At 43.3% G+C, this 22850-nt stretch carries 18 protein-coding genes; 8 read left to right on the plus strand and 10 right to left on the minus strand.

Annotated features, from left to right (window positions below):
* Genes BWI44_RS03520 through BWI44_RS03540 form a run of 5 tightly spaced genes read left to right on the plus strand, consistent with a single transcriptional unit; the run spans position 1 to position 6273 of the window.
* A complete protein-coding gene (locus tag BWI44_RS03520) occupies positions 1-1314 on the plus strand; it encodes a glucoamylase family protein (RefSeq protein WP_390393719.1) in 1314 nt (437 codons plus the stop codon).
* Positions 1315-1329: 15 nt separating this feature from the next.
* A complete protein-coding gene (locus BWI44_RS03525; protein ID WP_138293270.1) occupies positions 1330-2184 on the plus strand; it encodes an endonuclease/exonuclease/phosphatase family protein in 855 nt (284 codons plus the stop codon).
* Positions 2185-2188: 4 nt separating this feature from the next.
* Positions 2189-3757: a sulfatase family protein gene (locus BWI44_RS03530; protein WP_118422688.1), complete on the plus strand. Its 1569-nt coding sequence runs from the start codon at positions 2189-2191 to the stop codon at positions 3755-3757.
* A gap of 16 nt (positions 3758-3773) precedes the next feature.
* Positions 3774-5498, plus strand: coding sequence for a family 43 glycosylhydrolase (locus BWI44_RS03535; RefSeq protein ID WP_044154944.1), 1725 nt, complete (start codon positions 3774-3776; stop codon positions 5496-5498).
* Positions 5499-5505: 7 nt separating this feature from the next.
* Positions 5506-6273, plus strand: a complete 768-nt coding sequence (locus BWI44_RS03540; protein WP_007661982.1) for a carboxylesterase family protein — start codon at positions 5506-5508, stop codon at positions 6271-6273.
* Positions 6274-6313: 40 nt separating this feature from the next.
* On the opposite strand, the gene BWI44_RS03545 is transcribed toward BWI44_RS03540, so the two are convergent.
* The 5 genes from BWI44_RS03545 to rpoN form a co-directional block, all read right to left on the minus strand.
* The gene (locus BWI44_RS03545) at positions 6314-8155 is read right to left on the minus strand and encodes a 4-hydroxy-3-methylbut-2-en-1-yl diphosphate synthase (RefSeq protein WP_195209066.1); all 1842 of its coding nucleotides are present in this window, start codon (positions 8153-8155) and stop codon (positions 6314-6316) included.
* A gap of 13 nt (positions 8156-8168) precedes the next feature.
* A complete protein-coding gene (gene purE, locus BWI44_RS03550; protein ID WP_118216376.1) occupies positions 8169-8678 on the minus strand; it encodes a 5-(carboxyamino)imidazole ribonucleotide mutase in 510 nt (169 codons plus the stop codon).
* Between the two features lie 81 nt (positions 8679-8759).
* Complete coding sequence (gene gcvH, locus BWI44_RS03555; protein ID WP_118216410.1) at positions 8760-9140, minus strand: glycine cleavage system protein GcvH; 381 nt, start codon at positions 9138-9140, stop codon at positions 8760-8762.
* A gap of 92 nt (positions 9141-9232) precedes the next feature.
* Positions 9233-9901 (minus strand): membrane protein, encoded by a 669-nt coding sequence (locus BWI44_RS03560; RefSeq protein ID WP_007661986.1) that lies wholly within the window; start codon positions 9899-9901, stop codon positions 9233-9235.
* 59 nt (positions 9902-9960) lie between these two features.
* Positions 9961-11451 carry an RNA polymerase factor sigma-54 gene (gene rpoN / locus BWI44_RS03565; RefSeq protein WP_007661987.1) on the minus strand — a complete coding sequence of 497 codons (1491 nt, stop codon included), beginning with the start codon at positions 11449-11451 and terminating at the stop codon, positions 9961-9963.
* Between the two features lie 312 nt (positions 11452-11763).
* Here rpoN and BWI44_RS03570 point away from each other — a divergent pair, with 312 nt between their 5' ends.
* Both BWI44_RS03570 and BWI44_RS03575 read left to right on the plus strand, forming a co-directional pair.
* Positions 11764-13137: an aminopeptidase P family protein gene (locus tag BWI44_RS03570; protein WP_138293274.1), complete on the plus strand. Its 1374-nt coding sequence runs from the start codon at positions 11764-11766 to the stop codon at positions 13135-13137.
* A gap of 22 nt (positions 13138-13159) precedes the next feature.
* Positions 13160-15238 carry a TlpA family protein disulfide reductase gene (locus BWI44_RS03575; RefSeq protein ID WP_278705912.1) on the plus strand — a complete coding sequence of 693 codons (2079 nt, stop codon included), beginning with the start codon at positions 13160-13162 and terminating at the stop codon, positions 15236-15238.
* Positions 15239-15308: 70 nt separating this feature from the next.
* On the opposite strand, the gene BWI44_RS03580 is transcribed toward BWI44_RS03575, so the two are convergent.
* On the minus strand, positions 15309-16187 hold the full coding sequence (locus BWI44_RS03580; RefSeq protein ID WP_138292435.1) for a PepSY-like domain-containing protein: 879 nt from the start codon (positions 16185-16187) through the stop codon (positions 15309-15311).
* Positions 16188-16350: 163 nt separating this feature from the next.
* Here BWI44_RS03580 and BWI44_RS03585 point away from each other — a divergent pair, with 163 nt between their 5' ends.
* Complete coding sequence (locus BWI44_RS03585) at positions 16351-17520, plus strand: DUF418 domain-containing protein (protein ID WP_195209068.1); 1170 nt, start codon at positions 16351-16353, stop codon at positions 17518-17520.
* Between the two features lie 8 nt (positions 17521-17528).
* Here the strand turns inward: BWI44_RS03585 and BWI44_RS03590 are convergent, their stop codons facing one another.
* The 4 genes from BWI44_RS03590 to BWI44_RS03605 form a co-directional block, all read right to left on the minus strand.
* A complete protein-coding gene (locus BWI44_RS03590; RefSeq protein WP_007661992.1) occupies positions 17529-18827 on the minus strand; it encodes an HlyD family secretion protein in 1299 nt (432 codons plus the stop codon).
* A gap of 34 nt (positions 18828-18861) precedes the next feature.
* Positions 18862-21048: a peptidase domain-containing ABC transporter gene (locus tag BWI44_RS03595; protein WP_195209069.1), complete on the minus strand. Its 2187-nt coding sequence runs from the start codon at positions 21046-21048 to the stop codon at positions 18862-18864.
* Positions 21045-22487 (minus strand): TlpA family protein disulfide reductase, encoded by a 1443-nt coding sequence (locus tag BWI44_RS03600; protein ID WP_195209070.1) that lies wholly within the window; start codon positions 22485-22487, stop codon positions 21045-21047. The genes BWI44_RS03595 and BWI44_RS03600 overlap by 4 nt, the downstream gene beginning before the upstream one ends.
* 123 nt (positions 22488-22610) lie before the next feature.
* A complete protein-coding gene (locus BWI44_RS03605; protein WP_182424475.1) occupies positions 22611-22766 on the minus strand; it encodes a hypothetical protein in 156 nt (51 codons plus the stop codon).
* Positions 22767-22850 lie beyond the last annotated feature (84 nt).

Raw genomic sequence — 22850 nt, forward strand, 5'->3', positions numbered from 1 at the left:
ATGATGAGACTTATAATATATGTGATGCTTCTGCTTTACCCGTTTAGCCTGCTGCCGGCAGCTTCTGGTGGTAAGAAGGAGAAGAACTTGTCTGATGAAGAGCTGATGACCCTCGTGCAGAAACAGACTTTCCGTTATTTCTGGGATTATGGACATCCGGTTTCGGGCTTGGCACGCGAACGTAGTAACGGTAATGACGATATTGTTACCATTGGTGGTTCCGGCTTTGGGGTAATGGCTATTATTGTCGGTGCAGAACGTGGATTTGTAACGCGTGAACAAGCGGCAGAGCGTATGCTGAAAATAGTCAGCTTTCTGAATGATAAGAATACGGACAGTTACCATGGCATTTGGGCGCATTGGATAAATGGGCAGGACGGAGAAACCATTTCTTTCAGCAGGAAAGATGATGGTGCCGATCTGGTAGAGTCTGCTTTCATGTTCGAAGGGTTGTTGGCTGCACATCAGTATTTCAACAAAGATAATCAGGTGGAAAGACGTATCCGCGGTCTTATTAATGACCTGTGGCGTCAGGCTGAATGGAATTGGTTTACTAAAGGTGGTGAAGATGTACTCTATTGGCATTGGTCACCCAATAACGGTTGGTCGATGAACCATCAGATAAAAGGGCATAATGAGTGCCATATTACATATATACTTGCTGCTTCTTCACCCACTTATCCCATTGCAGAGTCGGTATATCATAAAGGGTGGGCCAATTCTATCGTTTTCAAGAATGGTAAGAAGTATTACGACATAACCTTGCCATTGGGAAGTGATTATGGCGGACCTTTGTTCTTTACCCATTATTCTTATATGGGACTTGATCCGCGTGGCTTGAAAGATTATTATGCTGATTATGAAGAACAGATGAAAGCACATACTCTGATTAATCGTGCTTATTGCATAGATAATCCGAAGGGGTATAAAGGGTATGGAGAACAGTGCTGGGGACTGACAGCCAGTGATGGTGATAAAGGGTACTCTGCGCATTGTCCTGGTAATGACCGCGGTGTTATTACTCCAACAGCCGCCTTGTCGTCTATTCCTTATGCACCGGAATATTCATTGCAGGCCATGCGCTATTTCTATGAAGAGCTTGGCGATAAGCTTTGGGGAGAATATGGTTTCAAGGATGCATTTAACCTGACTGCTGACTGGTTTGCGCCATCTTATCTGGCTATAGACCAGGGACCTATTATTGTTATGATAGAAAATTATCGTACAGGTTTAATATGGAAATTGTTTATGAGTCATCCAGATGTACAAAAAGGATTGAAGAAGTTAGGATTTAAAACACCATACTTAAATTAAAAAGGTTTCATAATTATGAAAAACATGTTTTTTAATAGTGTATTAGTTGCTTTCGTTCTGCTTGTTGCTTCGTGTAGCAAGCAGCCGGAAGCTAAAGTTGATGTGATGTCATTCAATATTCGTCTGGATCATGTAGCGGATAGTTTGAACAACTGGAAGTATCGTAAAGATGCTGCGGCACAAATGATTATTTATTATGCTCCGGATGTAGTAGGTATGCAGGAAGTATTAAAGAACCAGTTGGACGATCTGAAGAACCGCCTTCCGCAATATACGGTTTTAGGTGTGGGGCGTGCCGATGGAAAAGAAAAAGGGGAATATTGTTCTCTGTTCTATAAGACCGATCGTTTCGATCTTATGAAGAGTGGCAATTTCGGTTTGAGTGAAACACCCGATTCTATTGGAATAAAAGGCTGGGATGCTGCTTGCGAACGCATTGTGACGTGGGCTGTTCTTAAAGATAAAGTCAGTGGTAAAGAATTGGCTGCTTTTAATACACATTTCGACCATATTGGTAAGGTTGCCCGTCGTGAAAGTGCAGTTTTGTTGCTTGCAAAGATACGTGAGATAGCCTCGGACTTACCGGTGGTTATTACGGGAGATTTTAATGGTACTGTTGATTCAGATCCGATTTCTGTTCTTACGGAAGGGGGAATGCAGAATACTTATTCCGCATCTGACGTAGTTTATGGTCCTACGTGGAGCTTTCATGATTTTGGGCGCATCCCGGTTGAAGAACGCCAGTTGATCGATTTTATTTTTGTCAATGGACAAGTGGTGGCCAATAAATTCAGAGTGATAGCAGACAAGCCGGACAATGGCTATTTATCCGACCATGCGCCTATTCAGGCCAATCTGACAATTCGATAGTACCATGACTTCTAAATTATCCTTGGGGCTTGTCGTTTTACCTTTTGTACCTTCCTCCATTGTGCAAGGTCAAGAGCAGGAAGTCCGTAACGAACGCCCCAATATCATTTTTATTATGAGTGATGACCACGCCCGTCAGGCTATGAGTATTTATGGTCATCCTATAGGGAAAGTGGCGCCGACTCCGAATATTGACCGTATCGGGCATGAAGGAGCGGTTTTCCAGAATAACTATTGTTGCAATTCTATTTCCGGGCCGAGTCGTGCTGCCATACTTACCGGTAAACATAGCCATAAGAATGGTTTCATGAAGAACTGGGCGAAAGGTTTTGACGGTACGCAACAGACCCTTCCAAAGATATTGCAGGCAAATGGTTACGAGACAGCTGTTATTGGTAAGTGGCATCTTATTTCTAAGCCTACAGGTTTCGATCATTGGATGATTCTGGATGATCAGGGAGAATATTGTAATCCGCATTTTATTACTGAAAATGATACCACACGTCATTTGGGGTATGTGACGGATTTGATTACTAAATACACGGAAGAATGGCTCGACGGACGGAAAGACAAGAACAAGCCTTTCTTTCTGATGATGCATCACAAAGCTGTTCATAGAAACTGGGTACCTGCAGAAAGACATTACCATCTGTATGAGCATACTACTTTTCCACTTCCTGATAATTATTTTGATGTTTATGAGGGTCGTTATGCGGCACAGATGCAAAAGATGAATATCTATTGTGACATGTACGAAGGACACGATCTGAAGATGGTTACTGGTATGGATAGTGACAGTTTACTGTTCGACCCTTGGCCGCATGCTTTTCTGGGGACAATGGAACCGGATGAATGCCGTCGTTTTCTTGATGCATATCGTGATAGAAATAATGAATTCCACTCCAGAAAACGTTCATTCAAAGAAGTCGCGGAATGGAAATACCAGCGTTACTTGCAAGATTATATGGGAGTTGTAGCGAGTGTAGACGAAAGTGTGGGAGAGATTCTTGATTATCTGAAACGTACCGGACTGGATAAAAATACGATTGTAGTCTATACTACCGATCAGGGCTTCTATTTGGGAGAACATGGTTGGTTTGATAAGCGTTTCATGTACGAAGAATCTTTCGGCATGCCGATGGTTATGCGCTGGCCCGGACATATCAAGCCGGAAACTCAGGTAACAGGACTGACACAGAACATAGACTTTGCTCCTACTTTTCTGGATATGTGTGGTATCGAAGTGCCACGGGATATGCAGGGCGTATCGTTCCGGGAGTTGGTAGAGACGGGAAAGAAACCGCGTGATTGGCGTAAATCGCTCTATTATCATTATTATGAATTTCCTGGATTTCATAGTGTCCGTGCCCATTATGGTGTAAAGATGGAACGCTACAAATTGATGCACTTTTATGTGGAAGACAAATGGGAACTGTATGATCTGAAAACTGATCCGACAGAAATGCACAATCTGTACGGAAAGCAAGGAATGGAGAAAGTAACTGCTGAACTAATGGCAGAACTTGCACGTTTACAGAAACAATATGAAGTTCCTCAGAATTTGTGCAAGTAATATAAAGAACGAAAGAATGAAACATCTGTTATTGACTATAGTCTGCCTGATTGCGTGGACTACTCTTCCGGCGCAGGATATGCGTCAGGATACATATTGTAATCCCTTGAATATAGATTATACCTATATGATTTATAATTCCGACCGGGATATTTCTTACCGTTCGGGGGCCGATCCGGCAGTAGTGGATTTTCGCGGAGAATATTATATGTTCGTAACGCGTTCGCATGGCTATTGGCGTTCCAAGGATTTATTGAACTGGGAATTTGTACGTCCCGGTAAGAATTGGTATCCTCAGGGATGCAATGCTCCGGCTGCACACAATTATAAGGACTCTGTGCTTTATGTTGCAGGCGATCCTTCAGGTTCTATGAGCATCCTTTATACCGATGATCCTGCTTCCGGTGATTGGGAAGCTACGCCTGCCATTCTGCATAATCTGCAAGATCCTGATTTGTTTATTGATGACGATGGGAAAGCTTATATGTTCTGGGGATCTTCCAATGTTTACCCTATCCGGGGTATGGAATTGGATAAAAATCACCGTTTCACAAAGAAAGGGGAGACGAAAGAACTATTCAATCTGGATATGCCTAAACATGGTTGGGAGCGTTTTGGTGAGAATCATACGGATACAGTATTGGGCGGTTACATTGAAGGCCCCTGGTTGACAAAACATAATGGTAAATACTATATGCAATATGGTGCGCCGGGTACGGAATTCAATGTTTATGCGGACGGAGTATACGTAGCAGATCATCCGATGGGACCTTATACCTACCAGAAACATAATCCGGTATCTTATAAACCGGGTGGTTATATGAATGGTGCCGGGCATGGAAGCACTGTGCTTGGTCCCGGCGGGCAGTATTGGCATTTTGCTTCGATGTCTCTTTCCATTAATGTGAACTGGGAACGTCGTCTCTGCATGTTTCCCGCCGGATTCGATAGAGATGGTATTATGTATGTGGATACCCGTTTTGGAGATTATCCCCGTTATGCTCCTGCCGTGCCGGGTAAGGCAGGGCAGTTCCGAGGGTGGATGTTGCTCTCTTACGGCAAGCCGGTTACCGCTTCTACTGTGAAAGGAGAGTTTCAACCTTCTGCATTGACTGATGAACTGACTAAGACATTCTGGTTGGCTGAGGCTAACGATGAACGCCAATGGGTAATGATCGATCTGGAAAAACCGGCTACTGTATCTGCTATTCAGATCAACTATCATGATTACCAAAGTGATATGTATGGTCGTTATGAAGGGCTTCGTCACCGCTATGTGATTGAGGGGTCACTGGATGGACAGAGTTGGGATATATTGGTTGACCGTAAAGAAAGTTATAAAGATACCCCGAATGATTATGTTGAACTCGGACAATCCCAATCTGCGCGTTATATCCGCTATAAGAACATAGATGTACCGACCCCGAACTTGGCAATTTCTGAACTTCGGGTATTCGGATTGGGTATGGGGAAAACACCGCAACAACCGAAGAAATTAGCCCTTGATCGCCGTGCGGACCGTCGTGATATTACTATCAGTTGGGAACCGGTCAAAGGTGCACAAGGATATAATGTGTTATGGGGTATTGCTCCCGATAAACTTTATAGCTCCTGGATGGTATATGGCAATAATGAATTATTTATGAAATCTCTTACTACCGATCAGGATTATTACTTCTGTGTGGAAGCATTTAATGAGAATGGCGTATCTTTACGTTCAGAAGTGAAACATGTAAAATAACAATGCTATGAAACGATTAATCAGTGCTATTTGTCTTCTTTTCTTCCTGTTACCTTTGCCTGCTCAGGAAACGTACCAGAAAGAAATCTTTATCTCTTCCCGGGGAGATACCTTGCAGTATCGCTTGCTGCAACCGGAAAATATGAAAAAGAGTGAGAAGTATCCTTTGGTGCTTTTTCTGCATGGTGCAGGGGAGCGCGGTAATGATAATGAGAGGCAATTGACCCATGGTGGACAAATGTTTTTGAATCCGGTGAACCGGGAGAAATACCCGGCATTCGTGCTTGCACCACAGTGTCCCGAAACGGGCTATTGGGCATACTCGGCACGTCCTGAATCATTTTTGCCGAATGAGATGCCGTTGAATGAACCGATAACTCCGATTTTTCAGACAGTGAAGGATTTGCTGGATACTTATCTGGCAATGCCTCAGGTTGATAAATCACGTATCTATATCGTTGGACTTTCTATGGGAGGAATGGGAACCTTTGACATGGCTGTCCGTTTCCCGGAGATATTTGCTGCTGCTGTGCCTATTTGCGGTACAGTAAATGTGGCGCGCCTGAAAGCTGCCAAGTCTGTAAAGTTTCGTATTTTCCATGGTGATGCTGACAATGTGGTTACACCTGAAGGTTCGCGTGCGGCATACAGGACTTTGAAGAAGGCAGGTGCTGATGTGGAATACATCGAGTTCCCGGGATGTAATCATGGTAGCTGGAATCCGGCTTTCAATTATCCCGACTTTATGAGTTGGCTGTTCAGTCAGAAGAAATAGTTTAAAGAAAAATGAGGTNNNNACCTCATTTTTCTTTAAACTATTTTTCTTCATAATCCCCGTTAGCTTTAATCAGCTCAATCAGCTTTTCTACAGCTTCTTCTTCGGGAATATTCTTTTCAATGCATTCTTTCTTCTTATACAGACTGATTTTCCCACGTCCGGCACCTACGTAGCCATAGTCAGCATCAGCCATTTCTCCGGGACCATTGACGATGCAGCCCATAATACCTATTTTCAATCCTTTCAGGTGTGAAGTAGCGGCTTTTACACGTGCTATGGTACTTTGAAGATTGAACAGGGTGCGTCCGCATCCGGGACAGGAGATATATTCCGTTTTGCTGGTGCGTATACGTCCTGCTTGCAGAATACCAAAGGCTGTGGCATCTACTACAGCATGACTGAGATCTCCCTGGTTGAACAGGAAAATACCATCGCAAAGGCCGTCGAAGATAAGTGCTCCCATGTCAGCAGCAGATTTTATCTGCAAGTCCTCCGCTTCATTTTCAGCATAATGCTGGAAGAATACAACCGGATTTTTCAGTCCTTCCTGCATCAATTGGTGAACTAAGGCACGATGTTCTCCAAGTCGGTTAGGATGGTTACTCTGTGATATAATGACTACTTCCGGATGATGTTTCAGACAAGTAATCACTTCTTCTGTTTGTGCCATGTAAGGCATAAACATGAATTTCAAATCGGCTTGGCAATTGCCCATAAGTGGCATCTGCTGGTAATTGAAAGCCGGATAGGTTCCGGGCTCTTCTTCCCATACATCCGCATCCAGAATGTATTCCACTCCTTCTTCACGAATTTCTGGTAAGGCACGTCCGGCATAGATGTAATCCGGAATGAATTGAGGGTTCGTATCGAATTTTCCGTCCATGCGTTCGGCAATGACTACAGGCAGGTGATTCCCGCCTATGTTGCGTACGGCAGTTGTTTCACGTCGTACCGGAGAAAGATAATTGAAACCTTCTGCTTCCACTCCGGGTATGTAAGGATGATCCTGGTGCTGCATGATATAATCCACCAACTTTCGTGCTACAGGTATTTCTGCTTCCGGAGCTTCGCTCAGAGAAACACGGATGGTATCACCCAGGCCGTCAGCTAGCAATGCACCGATGCCCAATGCAGATTTGATACGCCCGTCCTCACCATCCCCGGCTTCTGTAACGCCAAGGTGCAGCGGGAATTGCATTCCTTCCTTTTCCATTACAGCAGCTAACAGGCGAACTGTTTTCACCATTACTACTGTATTGGAGGCTTTGATGGAGATAACAACATCTGTAAAATTTTCTTTTACACAGATACGCAGGAACTCCATGCATGATTCCACCATACCTTCCGGTGTATCGCCGTAGCGAGACATAATGCGGTCGGACAGTGAACCATGATTTACACCGATACGGATGGCTGTATGATTCTCCTTGCAGATATTCAGGAAAGGAACGAACCGATCATGTATCTTCTGCAATTCTTGTGCATATTCTTCGTCTGTATATTCCAGATGCTTGAAGGTGCGTGCGGCATCTACATAGTTTCCCGGATTGATACGTACTTTCTCGACATACTGTGCTGCTACATCTGCTACCTTTGGGTTGAAGTGAATGTCGGCAACCAGTGGAACCATATATCCGTCCCGGCGCAAACCGGCATTGATGTTCATCAGGTTTTCCGCTTCTTTAATGCCTTGTGCTGTCAGACGTACATATTCACCTCCGGCATCTACAACACGTTTGGCCTGTGCCACGCTGGCTTCTGTATCCTGCGTGGCGGTGTTTGTCATACTCTGTATGCGTATAGGATTGGAGCCGCCCATAGGGGTGGCTCCAATATTTACTTCTGATGTTTCCCGACGGGAATAGTTGAATAAATCCACTAATTACTCCTTTTTAATTCGTTTTATACTCGTACTTTACTTCTTTCAGTTCCTCGTTCGCTTTTACGATTTTCTTTTTCAGCCCTTCTTTGTAGGCTGCAAAAGTTTCAGCGAGATCGGCATCGCTCAAAGCTAGCATTTGTATAGCAAGAATGGCAGCATTCATGGCGCCATTGATGGCAACTGTGGCTACAGGGATTCCGGGAGGCATCTGAATGATAGAGTAGAGAGCATCTACGCCATCCAGCACAGAACCTTTAACGGGAACTCCGATAACAGGCAGTGTTGTGTTGGCAGCGATGACTCCGGGCAGAGCGGCAGCCATGCCGGCAGCTGCGATTATCACTTTAACGCCGCGTCCGCGGGCGTTCTTTGCAAAATTCTCTACTGCTTCCGGAGTGCGGTGTGCAGAAAGAGCGTTCATTTCGAACGGTACATGTAAATCATTCAGCAGTTGAGCGGCCTTTTCCATAACAGGAAGGTCGGAGGTGCTGCCCATGATGATGCTTACTAATGGAGACATAATTATTTAGTTATTAGTGTTTAGTGATTAGTGATTAGCAAGCTTCTCAATATCAATTTGCTAATCACTAATCACTAATAGTTAATCGTTAATCAACGCTTTGTAGGCAGCAGCATCCAGCAATGAATCGAAGTCTGCATCAGCATCCGGTTTCATTTTGATGAGCCAGCCTTCGCCGTACGGATCTTTGTTTACCAGTTCCGGTTGGTCGGCAAGAGCCTCGTTTTGTTCCAAGATTTCTCCGCCTACGGGCAAGAAAAGATCCGAAATGGTTTTTACTACTTCAATGGTTCCGAATACTTCGTCGGCTGCCAATGTTTCACCCTCTGACTGGATATCTACGAATACGATATCGCCCAATTGTTCCTGAGCGTAATCGGTGATACCTACATAAGCTACATCGCCTTCAAGGCGTATCCACTCGTGTTCTTTGGTGTACTTTACATTTTCTGGGAAATTCATGATCATTATTTTTAAAGGTTAATACTTATATTAATTACAAATTACTAATTATAAATTACGATTCTTTGTTCACTCTTAATTCTTTACTTATCTTAGAATAAGAAAATGCGGAACAGGATATTACTCAGTGGATGAAGCACCAATAAGGAGCAAATCAATCCTACGGCAAAACCTACCAGTACCTCTCCCAATGTATGATGCTGTAAAATAATACGTGCTGTGCCCAAGACACCTGCAATCAGGATGAACAAACATAGCCACCATACCGGATTGTATCCGAACAGGGCACTGAAAGATACCAATCCTCCTACAATAGCCCCTACACCTGCCATATGCTCGCTTAACTTCCATTTCAGATTGACAACAATACAGATAACCATCATGATCAATGCAGCAAGAATAATACCTGTCATGTACCAGGGAATATTCAGGCGATGCATCATCACCAGACAGAATACGTATGAAGTAATAGTAAGTAGGAATGGCATAAAACGCCGTTTACGTTCTCCTAAGTCTTCGGGACTGAAACCGTTGATCTTACGGAACAGGAAGATGGTGAGCGTAGGCATAAGAATGGTGAAGCAGTACACTACTCCCAGCACAATCAGCTTATACTGTATAGGCATGATGCGCAGATATGAGAAAAGGAACAGAATCAGAAACGCCAGGAACGGGATAGAAAACGGCGTGAATATAGCCGATATCACCCGGGCTGTCCGGATTAAGCTCCTGTCTGCCACAATATGTTGTTCTTCAACCATTTTAATTTATAATTTTACAATTGGATTCATTAATCATTTACCACCTTATCATTTTATAATTACTTTCTCAGCCTTGCCACCGGTATGTTCAACTGTTGCCTGTACTTGGCTACCGTGCGGCGTGCTATCGGATATCCTTTTTCTTTCAGTATATCCGTCAGTTCATCATCCGTATAAGGCTTCTTTTTATCTTCATTGTCAATGCATTCCTTCAATATCTTACGAATCTCGCGTACAGACATTTCTTCACCGTCCTCGGTGACATATCCGTCATTGAAGAAAAATTTCAGTGAATAGATGCCGTAGTTGGTTTGCACATATTTGCTGTTGCTGACGCGGGAAATGGTTGAAATGTCCAGTCCGGTACGTTCGGCAACATCTTTCAATATCATAGGACGCAGCAATGATTCGTCTCCTTCGAGGAAGAACGGACGTTGCAGGTCGATAATGGCTTGCATGGTAGTCATTAATGTATTCTGACGTTGCTTCACGGCATCGATAAAGCCTTGTGCTGCATCCATTTTCTGCTTCAGGAACATCATGGCTTCTTTCGACTCTTTCGACTGGTTAGCCCTGTTTTTGGTATGTTCTTCCACCATCTCGGTGAAGTCGCGGCTCATACGCAGTTCCGGAACGTTCCGGTTGTTCAGAGCCAGATTGATGGTACCGTCGTCGTATGTATCTACAATGAAGTCGGGGATGATCTGTTGCATGTTCCGGCCGATGGCTTCACCCAGGGAGGCACCCGGACGCGGATTGAGTTTGCAGATCTCTTTGATAGCCTGTTCAAAAGCGTCTTCTTCCAGTCCGAGCTTCTGCTGTATCTTGTCCCAATGCTTACGGGTGAATTCTTCGTAACATTCGGAGATGATCGCTTCTTCTATATAAAGTAGAGGGTTCGGGGTGAAGTGCTGTTGCTCTATCTTGCGATGAATCTGAATGAGCAGGCATTCTTGCAGGTTGCGTGCGCCAAGTCCGGCGGGGTCAAAGTCCTGGATAATCTTCAGTGCTTCTTCCAATTCCTCCTGGGTGCATTCGATGCCGGCGTAGATGGCAAGTTCATCACAGATGCTATCCAGAGACTTACGTAGCAGGCCGTCGTCATCCAATGATCCGATCAGATATTCCGCCAGTTCACGCTGATGCTCGGTCAGGTCACGTTCGCTTAGTTGCTCCTTCAGAGTTTCGTAAAAAGAAGTAGCATCGGAGAAAGGTATTTCTTCAGCCTGTTCACCTTTGCTACGGTTGTTTTCCTGCAATTTGTAGTCGGGGATATCGTCTTCGCTCAGATAGTCGCTTAATGAATCATATTCATTGGCTCCGTTGTCTTCTGCGGAACCTCCCGTATCGGAATTTTCAGAAAAGTCGTCACTTGCCGTATCTTCCTTTCCTTCTTCCAGAGCCGGATTTTCCAGAAGTTCCGCATGTATACGGTCTTCCAGTTCTACAGCGGGCAATTCCAGTAGCTTCACTACCAGAATCTGCTGGGGCGACAGTGTCTGTACCTGTTGCTGCGCTTGAGTTTGTACTTGTCTGGAACCTTGTGCCATACTTATTCTTTTCTTTTACTCGCCACAAAGATAATGCAAACCGAGACAGAATAAAATGAACGAGTTCATTTTTTATGCCGAGGCGCAGCTTATCTTCGCACTTTTTGCAAAAATAGTGAATAGTTCGGGAACGCGAAATGTTCTCGGTATAAGTTTTTCATGCAAGCATGAAAGTTTGGCGCCTAATTTACATTATCTTCGTTAAAAGCGAAGATAAGCTGCACATCAGCATTAAAAAATAAGCAAGCTTATTTTGTGCTGCTTTTGGTTTGCATTATCTTTGTGCGTATCAACTTAAAAAATTGCAACGTTATGTTTGATAAAGAAACTTATGTGCAGCGCAGAGCCCTGCTGAAAAAAAATGTTGGCTCCGGAGTGTTACTATTCTTGGGAAATGACGAACAAGGACTGAATTATGAAGATAATGCTTTCCGTTATCGTCAGGATTCTACCTTTCTCTACTATTTCGGCTTGTCGTTTGCCGGACTTTCCGCTATCATTGACATCAATGAGAACAAAGAAATCATTTTCGGGGACGAACTGACTATCGACCATATTGTGTGGATGGGCACACAGCCAACTCTGAAAGAGAAGAGCGAACGGGTAGGTATTCGGGAGACACTTCCTTCTGCCGGAATTATCAGCTATCTGCACAAAGCCGTACAAAAGGGGCAGACGGTACATTATCTTCCGCCTTACCGTCCCGAACATAAGTTGAAACTCATGGATTGGCTGGGTGTTCCGCCTGCACGCCAGGAAGGTTCCGTACCGTTTATCCGTGCGGTGGTGGCACAGCGTAATTATAAATCTGCTGAAGAGATTGCAGAAATAGAAAAAGCATGTGATGTGACTGCCGACATGCATATCAAGGCGATGGAAGTGATTCGGCCGGGTATGTACGAATATGAAGTTGTGGCAGAGATGAACCGTGTAGCCGAAATGAATAATTGCGAACTTTCTTTCCCTACGATTGCCACAATCAACGGACAGACTTTGCATAATCATTATCATGGTAATAAAATTAAATCGGGTGACTTGTTCCTGATCGACGCCGGTGCGGAACTTCCGTCGGGTTATTGCGGTGACATGTCGTCTACTGTACCTGCCGATAAAACGTTTACTTCAAAACAACGTGCCGTTTACGAAATTCAGAATGCTATGCATCTGGAATCTGTAAAGGCTCTCCGTCCGGGTATTCCTTATATGGAAGTGTACGACTTATCTGCCCGCGTAATGGTAGAAGGTTTGAAAGGACTGGGCCTGATGAAAGGAAATGCAGATGATGCAGTGCGCGAAGGTGCTCATGCATTGTTCTATCCTCACGGTCTGGGACACATGATGGGACTGGACGTGCATGATATGGAAAACTTGGGAGAAGTGTGGGTAGGTTATGACGGTCAACCCAAGAGCACACAGTTCGGACGTAAGTCTCAACGCCTTGCTATTCCTTTGGAACCGGGCTTTGTACATACTGTTGAGCCGGGTATCTACTTTATTCCTGAATTGATTGACATGTGGAAAGAAGGAAAGAAATTCACAGACTTTATCAATTATGACAAAGTGGAAGAATATCGTGACTTCGGCGGTATCCGCAATGAAGAAGATTATCTTATTACAGAAACCGGTGCCCGCCGCTTAGGCAAGAAGATACCGTTGACTCCGGAAGAGGTGGAAGCGTTGCGATAGTATCAATTTAAGAATGAGTCTAATGAAAAAACTACTATTCTTATTTTGTCTTTTGTCCTGGAGTGTATTGCATGCACAAAAGACGATTAATCGGCCTCCGTTTATAGCAAAGGCAACGGAAACCATTGAGATAGCTGCTATTCATTTGTCGGATACAGCTACCGTGGTTGATGTGGATGCAAAATTTATTCCAAAGAACTGGATACGTATTGCTCCTGCTACTTGTCTGGTTGCAGATAATGGTGAACGTTACCAGGTGCGGCAGGGAGTAGGCATAGAGTTGGGCCAGGAATTTTGGATGCCTGAGTCGGGTGAGGCTACTTTTTCTTTGATATTTCCACCTCTGCCGGCATCTGTAAAGTCGTTTGATTTTGTGGAAGGTGAAGGTGAAAGAGACTTTAATCTTTTTGGTATCAGCCTGATCGGGAAGTTGCCCAAACTCCAATTGCCTAAAGACTTAGGGAAAGCCGGCAAAGCGACTGCTGTTGCTTTGCCGACGCCTGAAATCAAAGAGGGAACCGCTATCATCAGTGGGCGTATTCTGGATTATAAGCCTTCATTTCGCATGAAAGTCGAACTACATTCAGCTGATTTTTTATCTGCTTATGGACAAAAGAATACAGAGTTAAAGTTGGATGAAGCAGGAAATTTTCATACGGAAATGCCTGTTTCACATCCTTCTGTTGCCTATTTAAGTGTGGGTGGCTCTGTTATTTCTTTTTTATTGTCTCCAGGTGGCGAAACCAAGATTACTGTAAATCTTCGTGAGATGACGCGTGCTTCCAGTCGTTTGCGGAAAGATGCGAAACCTGAAGGGAAGAAGGTTTATTTTGAAGGACTGAATGCCGGATTGAATACGGAGATGAATTCCGGATTAGAGATTCCTCTTTGTTCTGTTGAGCTGAAAGACTTGTATGACATGAATCCGGACCAGTACAAGGCATATTGTATGCAGAAGTATGAGGAAGCAGACAAGGCGATCTACGCTAATAAGAAGATAAGTAAGGCTTATGCGGAACTGTTGACGGTGCTGAATAAAGATGCATTGTATGGGTTGTTATGTGGATATGATTATCAGCTATTGCAGGCTTATGCTCAGCAAAAGGGGCTGTCTGTGCGTGATGCAAGTAAAGAGTATCGTTCTCCTGAACCATCAAATGACTATTTCGATTTTCTAAGTGAACTTGGTTATATCAATTCACCCAAGTCTGTGTATTGTTTTAATTATCCTTCCAGGGTAGTTAATACCGGGTATATAAGCTTGCCGTCTGTAAAGCGAGGTGACATCTTTGATTATTTACTCAATTCCCCTAAAGTGGCCCCTAAAGATAAGGAGACGATGAAGAAATATCGCGATAATCCGTCATCGTATGATTCTTCGGTAATGAAAGAACTGAGGAATAGATATGATGCTCTTTTTCAGGAATTTGGTAGACAAGGAATGGAAGCTAACCGAAAAGCGGTTGAAGAACTGATTGGTAGCCAAGGTATCTATTATGATGTACAGAAAGCCATGCAATGTGTTTCGAAACTGGAAGATTTTACACCTTTATCTGAAGATGATTTTGCTGCGTTGCATGCAATTGAAAATTCCTATTTTCTGAACCGGTTGACCGCAATGAATACGGAACTGCTTCGGAGGATAGAAGAGAATAAGAGTAAACGTGGTTTCACGGTTCGTACTTTGGCTGCAGACGTTAAAGATGATGAACTGTTTGAAGCTATGGTCGCTCCGTTCAAAGGTAAAGTGGTGCTTGTTGATTTCTGGGCTACCTGGTGTGGTCCTTGTAAGATGGCAATGAAGATGATGAAGCCTATGAAGGAAGAACTGATAGATAAGGATATCGTGTATGTCTTTATTGCCGGTGAAAATTCTCCGGAGACAACATGGAATAATATGATACCCGATATTCATGGTGAACATTATCGACTTACCAATGCACAATGGGCGGCTATCTGCAATAAATTTGAGGTTCGTGGTGTACCTACCTATCTGGTACTCGACCGTGAAGGAAAACAAACTTATCGGTCGGTCGGTTTTCCGGGAACGGATGCGGTGAAGGGTGAATTACTGAAAACATTAAATTCTTCCGCTGACTGATCATATACTCTAATAAACGAAAAGGGGCAGCTATGGCTGCCCCTTTTCGTTTATTATCTAATCGGTGTTATCAGATAAACTGTCCGTCTTCGTTGATCTTAACTTTCACTTCCTTTTCGCCTTGCTCCAGCTCTATCCAGTAGTAGTTCCCGGCAGGAGTTTCAAAATATTCGGCATCATCTACTACATAGTCGCTATATTGTGACGCTTTAATGGCATCTGTTACTTTTACTGGAAGTACATATACATCCCATGAGGTGGAAATCCATTCATAGTTTGTACTAAGCAATACTTCTTTACTTTGATTTTCGTGTATGATATCCACTTCAATCATTCCTTTCTCCTGCTCAATCTCAATAATACGGGCGTTAGGATAATTCTTCTGTATAAGTTCTGTTACGGCAGTAACCATATTGGATGGAGCATCCGGCAGCAATGATTCATTATTGCCGTTACCGTCATCATTTACGGCTTTAATAAGAATTCCGTCTGCTGAATAATGTAAGTCCATATCTATATCCTGTGCAGATTCCACTTCTATGATGTAGATAACCTCTTTTTCGGTTCCTGCACGTTCAATGCGTTCCACTTCATTATCTTTTTGCCAAGTGGCGTATTCACTGCTCTCAAAGGAGGTCCTTACTGCTTGTGGAATGGCACTATATGGCATTTCTGTCTCCGTCATATGCCACGAACCATCTGCCTTGTACCAAGCTTCTGTTTTATATCCGTTGTCACTCTTGTTGTTGAATTCAGCTTTGTAATATTGCTCTTGCGAGACAGTTTTTGTTTCCCAACTCAGGTTAGCGGTGTTAGAAAAACTACTATCGAATGCCGTGCGTACAGCTTCGGGAACTTTAGAGCTTGGGAGATCGTCGTCGTCGTCATTACAGCTTTGTAGGCTTAACATCCCCATAGCTAATAGGGCTAAATACATTTTCAATTTCATAGTTACTTATTTTTTAGAGTTTTTGATTATTGTTGATTTTATTGCAAAGATGACGGGCAATTCTGGAAGAAATTGGGAATTTGCCTCCAAAAGTGGATAATAAATTCTATATTTGCGATTTTAACATTAAAAAGAGCAGATTGCTAATGAATTTATACTGATTATGGTACAGAAATTGGAAAAACACACCCGTATTGACGTAGCTGACGTGCTGCGTGGGCTCGCCGTTATGGGCATCATTGTATTACACTCCATCGAACACTTTAATTTCTATTCATTTCCTGATACAAGTACTCAAAGTGCATGGCTTAACTTTTCTGATAAAGCCATTTGGGACGGACTCTTTTTCATGTTCGGAGGAAAGGCTTACGCTGTGTTTGCTTTACTTTTTGGTTTTAGTTTCTTCATCCAGGATAATAACCAGCGTATGCGTGGCAATGATTTTCGTTTGCGTTTTTGCTGGCGATTGATCTTATTGTTCATTCTTGGTAATATAAATGCAGCTTTTTTCACGGCCGAAGTATTGGTGCTCTATTCGTTAGTCGGATTCATCTTACCACTTACCTGCAGGCTGAAAGATAAATGGTTGTTTATTCTGGCATGTGTACTTCTGATACAACCATTACCACTTTATTATGTGATATGTGCCTGCATAGATCCTTCTTTTGTGACTCCCTCTATTCCGACAGGTAGTTACTGGGGAGCTGCTTTTCAAGTGCAGAGTCACGGCACTTTCCTTGAAACTCTGCGTGTGAATTTATGGGAAGGGCAGATTGCCAGTCTTGCATGGGCTTGGGATCACGGACGTGTATTCCAGACTGCCGCTCTTTTCCTGTTCGGCTTGCTGATAGGACGTCGGGGACTTTTCCTGAAGGAAAATCTGAAATTCTGGAATAAGGTACTTTGTGGCGCTCTTATCGCTTTCTTCCCCCTATATGGATTGGGTAATATGTTGCCGGGTTTCATCGTTAGTAAGTCTATTCTTACTCCTTTGTTACTAATCATAACTTCCTTGTCCAAATTTGCATTTATGCTGATATTGGTGTCGGGTGTTATCTTTGCTTTCTATCGGACAAACCTGCATGACTGGTTGATGAAGATTACTCCTTACGGTAAGATGAGTCTTACAAATTATATTACTCAGAGTATTATCGGTTCGTTGTTGTTCTATAATTGGGGTCTTGCACTTCACTCTCAGTTGGGTATAACAGCCAGCTTCCTGGTAGGAGTAGTGCTCTTCATCGTGCAGCTTGCTTTCTGCCGTTGGTGGATGAGCCGTCATGCACACGGTCCGCTGGAATACTTGTGGAAACGAGCGACTTGGTTGAAATAAAAGATTTTTTATAGATATTTTTCCCACAGATAGCGGAGCGGACTGAGTAGACGTGCAGTTACGCTCCGTTCGTCTGTCATGACCTCTGCTGTGCCGGAAAGTTCTCCTTTAAAGTCCAACTGCTTGCCATATGAGGTGCATAAATTTTGTGGCAGACTTACCGTGACAGTGTACATATTGTCCTCGCTTGCTAATAGTGAAACAGACAGCACTTCTCCGGTGAGGAAGCCGAATTCCATGTATGGATACCCTGTCACACTGATATTCACTCTTTGTCCGGGGCATACTTTGCCTGATCCGCTGACGGGTAATTTTATTTTTCCTATAATGTCACCGGGAGTAGAGGCTACAATAGAGAACACTTTATCTCCCGCATTGACATTCTGGTTCTTCTGCCAGATATTATTGTAAGATAATATACCACTGGCAGGGCTGGTAAAGAGATATCCCAACTCCCAATCGCTGATGCTTACCTGTAAATCATTGAGGGCTGATTTTAACGAAGTGCTTATTGTATTGGCTTCCCGATTACGTTCCATACGGATTTCTACAATATTCTGTTGTAATTGCGCCTCTTGTATTCTGGCAGATGAAAGTGAAGTCATTAGTTGCTCTCTCCCTTGCCTGCGATTCAGATAGGTTTGTTGTGCTTCTTCATAATCAGCTTTCGATATTAATCCTTTGTCGAAGAGTTTCTTTTCCCGGCTATGGGTAGCGGAAGCTATCTGTACCTGTTCTTCATCAAGTTCTGCTTGTTTATTCAGATGCCGGATGTACTTCTGATACTCTTGCAGTTCTTTGCAGGCGGCCTGCTCTTTCTGGGCGTAGAGGTCTATCGACAGAAAATTACGATAATCTGTCAAGCATTTGATGAAAGAGGCATAAGCATTCTGAATGTTTCCGAGTTCCGGTTTCTCTGGAAACACGGTTTGGCAGATACAACTATCCGTCAGAATGAAAGAAGTAATCCTTTCTTTCAGTTCCAATACATGGGCAGTGATGGCAGGATTCTCCAGTACAGCTATGATATCTCCTGCTTTTATGGTTTCACGGTCTTTTCGATATACCTCCTGAATTTTTCCACTTCCTCTTGCCACGATCCATACGGGCGGATGCTCTGTGGTGATGGTGATCCCGGCACTTACTATATCCGGGTATTTGAAGAAAGAGCCGCCGATGAAGAGCAGTGCCAATACCCCGAAGAATACGGTTATTCCCCACCTGATCAATGCGTGTGGCGGTCGCGTCAATATCTCCTGCACCTCCTCACACCTCAATTCTATGTCCTTTTCTTCTTGTTTCTTCATAACTCTCAACTCTCCATTTTCAACTCTCCACTTATTAAAGTTCCAATTGGTTCTTCACCAGCTTGTAATATCTTCCTTCCAGAGCAATCAGCGCTTCATGCGTTCCGGTCTCTGCTATCCTGCCCTGTTCTATGACGATGATTTGTTCCGCATTCCTTACGGTGCTCAACCGGTGGGCTACCACTACGGATGTCCTGCCTTTGAAGAAGGTTTGCAGGTTGTTCATGATAGTGCGTTCGTTGTTGGCATCCAGTGCATTGGTTGCTTCGTCGAAGAAGATGAATTCCGGGTCTTTGTACACGGCGCGGGCTATGAGTATGCGTTGTTTCTGTCCCTGACTTAATCCGTGCCCTTCCTGTCCTATCTTAGTATTGTATGCTAAAGGCAATTCTTCTATGAAATCGTGTATATTTGCCACTTCAGCAGCATGGCGCAGACGTTTCTTGTCGATATGCTCTACTCCGGGTGCAATGTTACCGGCAATACTGTCGGAGAAGATGAAACCATCCTGCATTACTACGCCGCACCGCTTGCGCCACTCGCGAATACTGTAACTTCCCAGTGGAGTATCCCCGATGAAGATATCGCCGCTTGCGGGCGGGTAGAATCCTAACAGTAGTTTAACGAGTGTTGTCTTTCCGCTTCCGCTCATACCCACGATGGCCGTTTGCTTGCCCGGCGGAATCACTAGGTTGATGTCGTCCAGCGTCGGGTATTCGCTTAGCGGATCATATTTGAAGTTAAGGTTTTGGAGTCTTATTTCTTTTCCTTCCGGTATTTCCCGCAGTAATTCGCGGGTGGGGTCTTCTTCATCCGGCTTGTCGCGCACTTCGCTGAGGCGGTCCATGCTGAGCCGTGCGTCCTGCATATCGCGGGCAAAGGCGATGAGCTCATTTACCGGACTGTTCAACTGTCCGATGATGTATTGCACGGACAGCATCATACCCAGTGTCATTTCCCCTTTCACTACCAAGCTCGCTACGAGTGCGGTAATCAGCAAGTTCTTGCTTTGATTAATCAGCACCGCTCCCGAATCCTGATACTGTCGTAGGGCAAGGCTTTTGATGTTTACTTTGAATAGCTTTGCTTGTATTCGCTCCCATTCCCAACGTTTCTGTTGTTCGCAGGCACTGAGTTTTATTTCCTGCATACCGTTCACCAGTTGCACTACCGTGCTTTGATTGGCACTTTGCTGGGCAAAACGCTTGTGATCCAGTTCGGCGCGCTTCTTCATGAATAGCCAGACGTATGCCACGTACAGGGCGCTTCCGCCCATGAAGATAAGGAATATCATGCCACTGTACACCAACAGTACAATGCCGAAGATGATAATATTGAATACGGAAAAGATAACGCTGAGGCTACTTCCCGTCAGGAAATCCTGTATGCGCTTGTGGTCGTTGATGCGTTGCAGGATGTCTCCTGTCATTTTGCTGTCGAAGTAGCTGATAGGCATCTTCATTAGCTTGATAAGGAAGTCTGATATGAGGGCGATGTTGATGCGTGTGCCCAGATGTAGCAATATCCAGCCCCGTATGAAATCTACGGCACTGCTGCTGAAAGACAGCATCAACTGGGCAATCAGCACCAGATAGATAAAACCGAGATTCTGGTTGTTGATGCCGAAGTCTACTACCGATTGTGTGAGGAAGGGTAACATGAGCTGTATCATACTGCCCAGTAGCAGACCTAAAAGTAGTTGCCCCACCAACCTCCGGTACGGGCGGAGATAGGAGTAGAGGAAGCTAAAACCTCTGCGATTCACTTCGTCTCCCTCGTCCTCTATTGTATAAAATTCGGGTGTGGGCTCCAGCAACAACGCCACACCTGTGTCTTCTTCGTTCTTTCGGGAACTCAGCCAGCAATTACAAAATTCTTCTTTGGTATATTTTAGTTTTCCTGCACCGGGGTCGGCCACCCAAACATGCTTATCGTTGAGCTTATATACTACGACAAAGTGCTGCTGGTTCCAATGTATGATGCAGGGTAAAGGAGCTTCCTGTAGCTTTTCATAACCCACTTGTACGCAAATGCTGCGAAAACCAATCTTTTCTGCCGCTTCGCTGATACCAAGCATGGATACCCCTTCACGGGTGATGAATGACTTTTCCCTTAACCCTTCCAGCGAATAGCGTTTGCCATAGAAGGCTGCTACCATGCGGAGGCAGGTGGGGCCGCAGTCCATGGCGTCATGCTGAGGATAGTAAGGAACAAATGTCATTGCATTATCTTATCTAATACTTCTTTTAAATCTGAAATATGGCTGGGACGTGGTAAATTCCTATGCAGAATTTTACCATCTGAGTTAAGCAATATGTATCGGGGTATTGTAAATTCATCACTTCCATATATTTGTTTCTGAATACTCTTTTGTAATTCGGAGGCTGCCAGTAAGTGAAAGCCGCTTAATTTATAATTATTGATGCATTGTTGCCAACTGTCTTTTTGTGTGGAATTATCGATAGATATATATACTACAGATATGTCTTTATAAGTACTTAGTAGTTCATTCAACTCTTTTTTATACTTGAATTCATGTCTACATGGCATACACCAACTTGCCCATAAATCAATGAATATATATTTGTTTTTAAGCTCCGATATAGTTCTGAGTTGTGATAAGGAATCTATGTTCTGTTTGATGTACGAGCAAAAGAAGTCTTTTGAATCTTCTTCATTTCGGCTTTTATCATTAATAATAGCGGTATATTGACTATCAGGGAATTTCTCATTGAAATATTTTCGGACTTTAGGAAGGTTCATTACTGGCGTGTTGCGTTCCAATTGGCGGAGATATGCTTTCCCCAATAAAACAGGATGCATATCTATAGGTGCATATAAAATATTTCTATAAGGTCCGAATATGTTTTCCTCACATTCTTCTGGTGCTTCTTCCCCGTAGTAGAACACCAGATATTGGGAGACGAATAAATCATAATCATATTTTAATGTTTCCCGGCTAAGTAGTGCAGTGGTTTTAAATAGATTATCTATTTGATTGACTATTTCTGTACTATCTTTAATAGCAGTGACTTTATAATCTTCTATCTCTAATATACTTCTTAGGAGCAAAATTAGATAGCTGTTGTATTGTAGTAGAATTTCTTTTCCTAATTTATCGATAAAGTCCTGAGACGTGGTTGTGCTTAGTGGTATTTCGTTTATGGCTTTCATTGTCGGAAGAATGATATTCTTCTGTATTTCCGGTATAATCGTGTTGAATTCTCTTTTTTGCCCAACATATTCGTTTATTAGTTCTTCCATTGGTCCCATATAGAGGTCATAATGGGAGGCGTTTGTGAATTTGTCCTGTAAGTATTCTAATCCATCTTGATTGCTTCCTTCAAATGTTATTTGTTTATTATTGATGTGTATCTTTAAAGAGTCATTTGGAAAAAGAATAACCTCACATTTCGTTCCTTGTGAGAATTGGCAATATATAAAATTAAATGAGACGATGTCTGTACTATAAATACATGGCTTATTTGTTGTAACTTTAAGTATTGTTGTTGGTAGTTGATTATTGTATCCTCCATCTATAGGCTCATAGATAGAAATTTCGCAATCTTGTTCTGTTGAAAATAGAATAGTTGCGTTTTGCGCATGACCACTTATTGGTAATAAGAGCATGAAAAAAAGAGAGAAGAGTTTGTATTTCATAATTATCTGTTTAAAAAGGGGATGTGCCAGAAGTTATTTAGTATATCACAAACAAATAATTGTTTATCTACATACTGTGTAACTTTTGGCACACTCTCTTTAAGAGTTTTTACTTAGGATCGTCTACTGCTTGCTACAAGCCCAGTCGCCGCCATTGCATCTTTTGGCCATTACATTTGCAACATTTACTGTCTCATTTACTATTATGGTAAATGTTGAACCACCTGCGCAATGACAGTTTTCTACATGTCCGGCTCCTCCTCCTCGGAGTCCATTCATAGCCACTTTGCATAATTGAAATTTTAGAAATTCTTCTTTCATATCATTTAGCATTTTAAGTGAAATAACTTGAGTGATATTTTG

Origin of the sequence: Bacteroides sp. Phil13, from assembly GCF_001940965.1 — a bacterium.
Classification (GTDB): Bacteria; Bacteroidota; Bacteroidia; order Bacteroidales; family Bacteroidaceae; genus Bacteroides; species Bacteroides intestinalis.

Bases quoted from the DNA above. Each gene is read 5' to 3' on its own strand.
- BWI44_RS03520 (WP_390393719.1), top strand. From the start codon at position 1: ATGATGAGACTTATAATATATGTGATGCTTCTGCTTTACCCGTTTAGC.
- BWI44_RS03525 (WP_138293270.1), top strand. From the start codon at position 1,330: ATGAAAAACATGTTTTTTAATAGTGTATTAGTTGCTTTCGTTCTGCTT.
- BWI44_RS03530 (WP_118422688.1), top strand. From the start codon at position 2,189: ATGACTTCTAAATTATCCTTGGGGCTTGTCGTTTTACCTTTTGTACCT.
- BWI44_RS03535 (WP_044154944.1), top strand. From the start codon at position 3,774: ATGAAACATCTGTTATTGACTATAGTCTGCCTGATTGCGTGGACTACT.
- BWI44_RS03540 (WP_007661982.1), top strand. From the start codon at position 5,506: ATGAAACGATTAATCAGTGCTATTTGTCTTCTTTTCTTCCTGTTACCT.
- purE (WP_118216376.1), bottom strand. From the start codon at position 8,678: ATGTCTCCATTAGTAAGCATCATCATGGGCAGCACCTCCGACCTTCCT.
- gcvH (WP_118216410.1), bottom strand. From the start codon at position 9,140: ATGAATTTCCCAGAAAATGTAAAGTACACCAAAGAACACGAGTGGATA.
- BWI44_RS03560 (WP_007661986.1), bottom strand. From the start codon at position 9,901: ATGGTTGAAGAACAACATATTGTGGCAGACAGGAGCTTAATCCGGACA.
- rpoN (WP_007661987.1), bottom strand. From the start codon at position 11,451: ATGGCACAAGGTTCCAGACAAGTACAAACTCAAGCGCAGCAACAGGTA.
- BWI44_RS03570 (WP_138293274.1), top strand. From the start codon at position 11,764: ATGTTTGATAAAGAAACTTATGTGCAGCGCAGAGCCCTGCTGAAAAAA.
- BWI44_RS03575 (WP_278705912.1), top strand. From the start codon at position 13,160: ATGAAAAAACTACTATTCTTATTTTGTCTTTTGTCCTGGAGTGTATTG.
- BWI44_RS03580 (WP_138292435.1), bottom strand. From the start codon at position 16,187: ATGAAATTGAAAATGTATTTAGCCCTATTAGCTATGGGGATGTTAAGC.
- BWI44_RS03585 (WP_195209068.1), top strand. From the start codon at position 16,351: ATGGTACAGAAATTGGAAAAACACACCCGTATTGACGTAGCTGACGTG.
- BWI44_RS03590 (WP_007661992.1), bottom strand. From the start codon at position 18,827: ATGAAGAAACAAGAAGAAAAGGACATAGAATTGAGGTGTGAGGAGGTG.
- BWI44_RS03595 (WP_195209069.1), bottom strand. From the start codon at position 21,048: ATGACATTTGTTCCTTACTATCCTCAGCATGACGCCATGGACTGCGGC.
- BWI44_RS03600 (WP_195209070.1), bottom strand. From the start codon at position 22,487: ATGAAATACAAACTCTTCTCTCTTTTTTTCATGCTCTTATTACCAATA.
- BWI44_RS03605 (WP_182424475.1), bottom strand. From the start codon at position 22,766: ATGAATGGACTCCGAGGAGGAGGAGCCGGACATGTAGAAAACTGTCAT.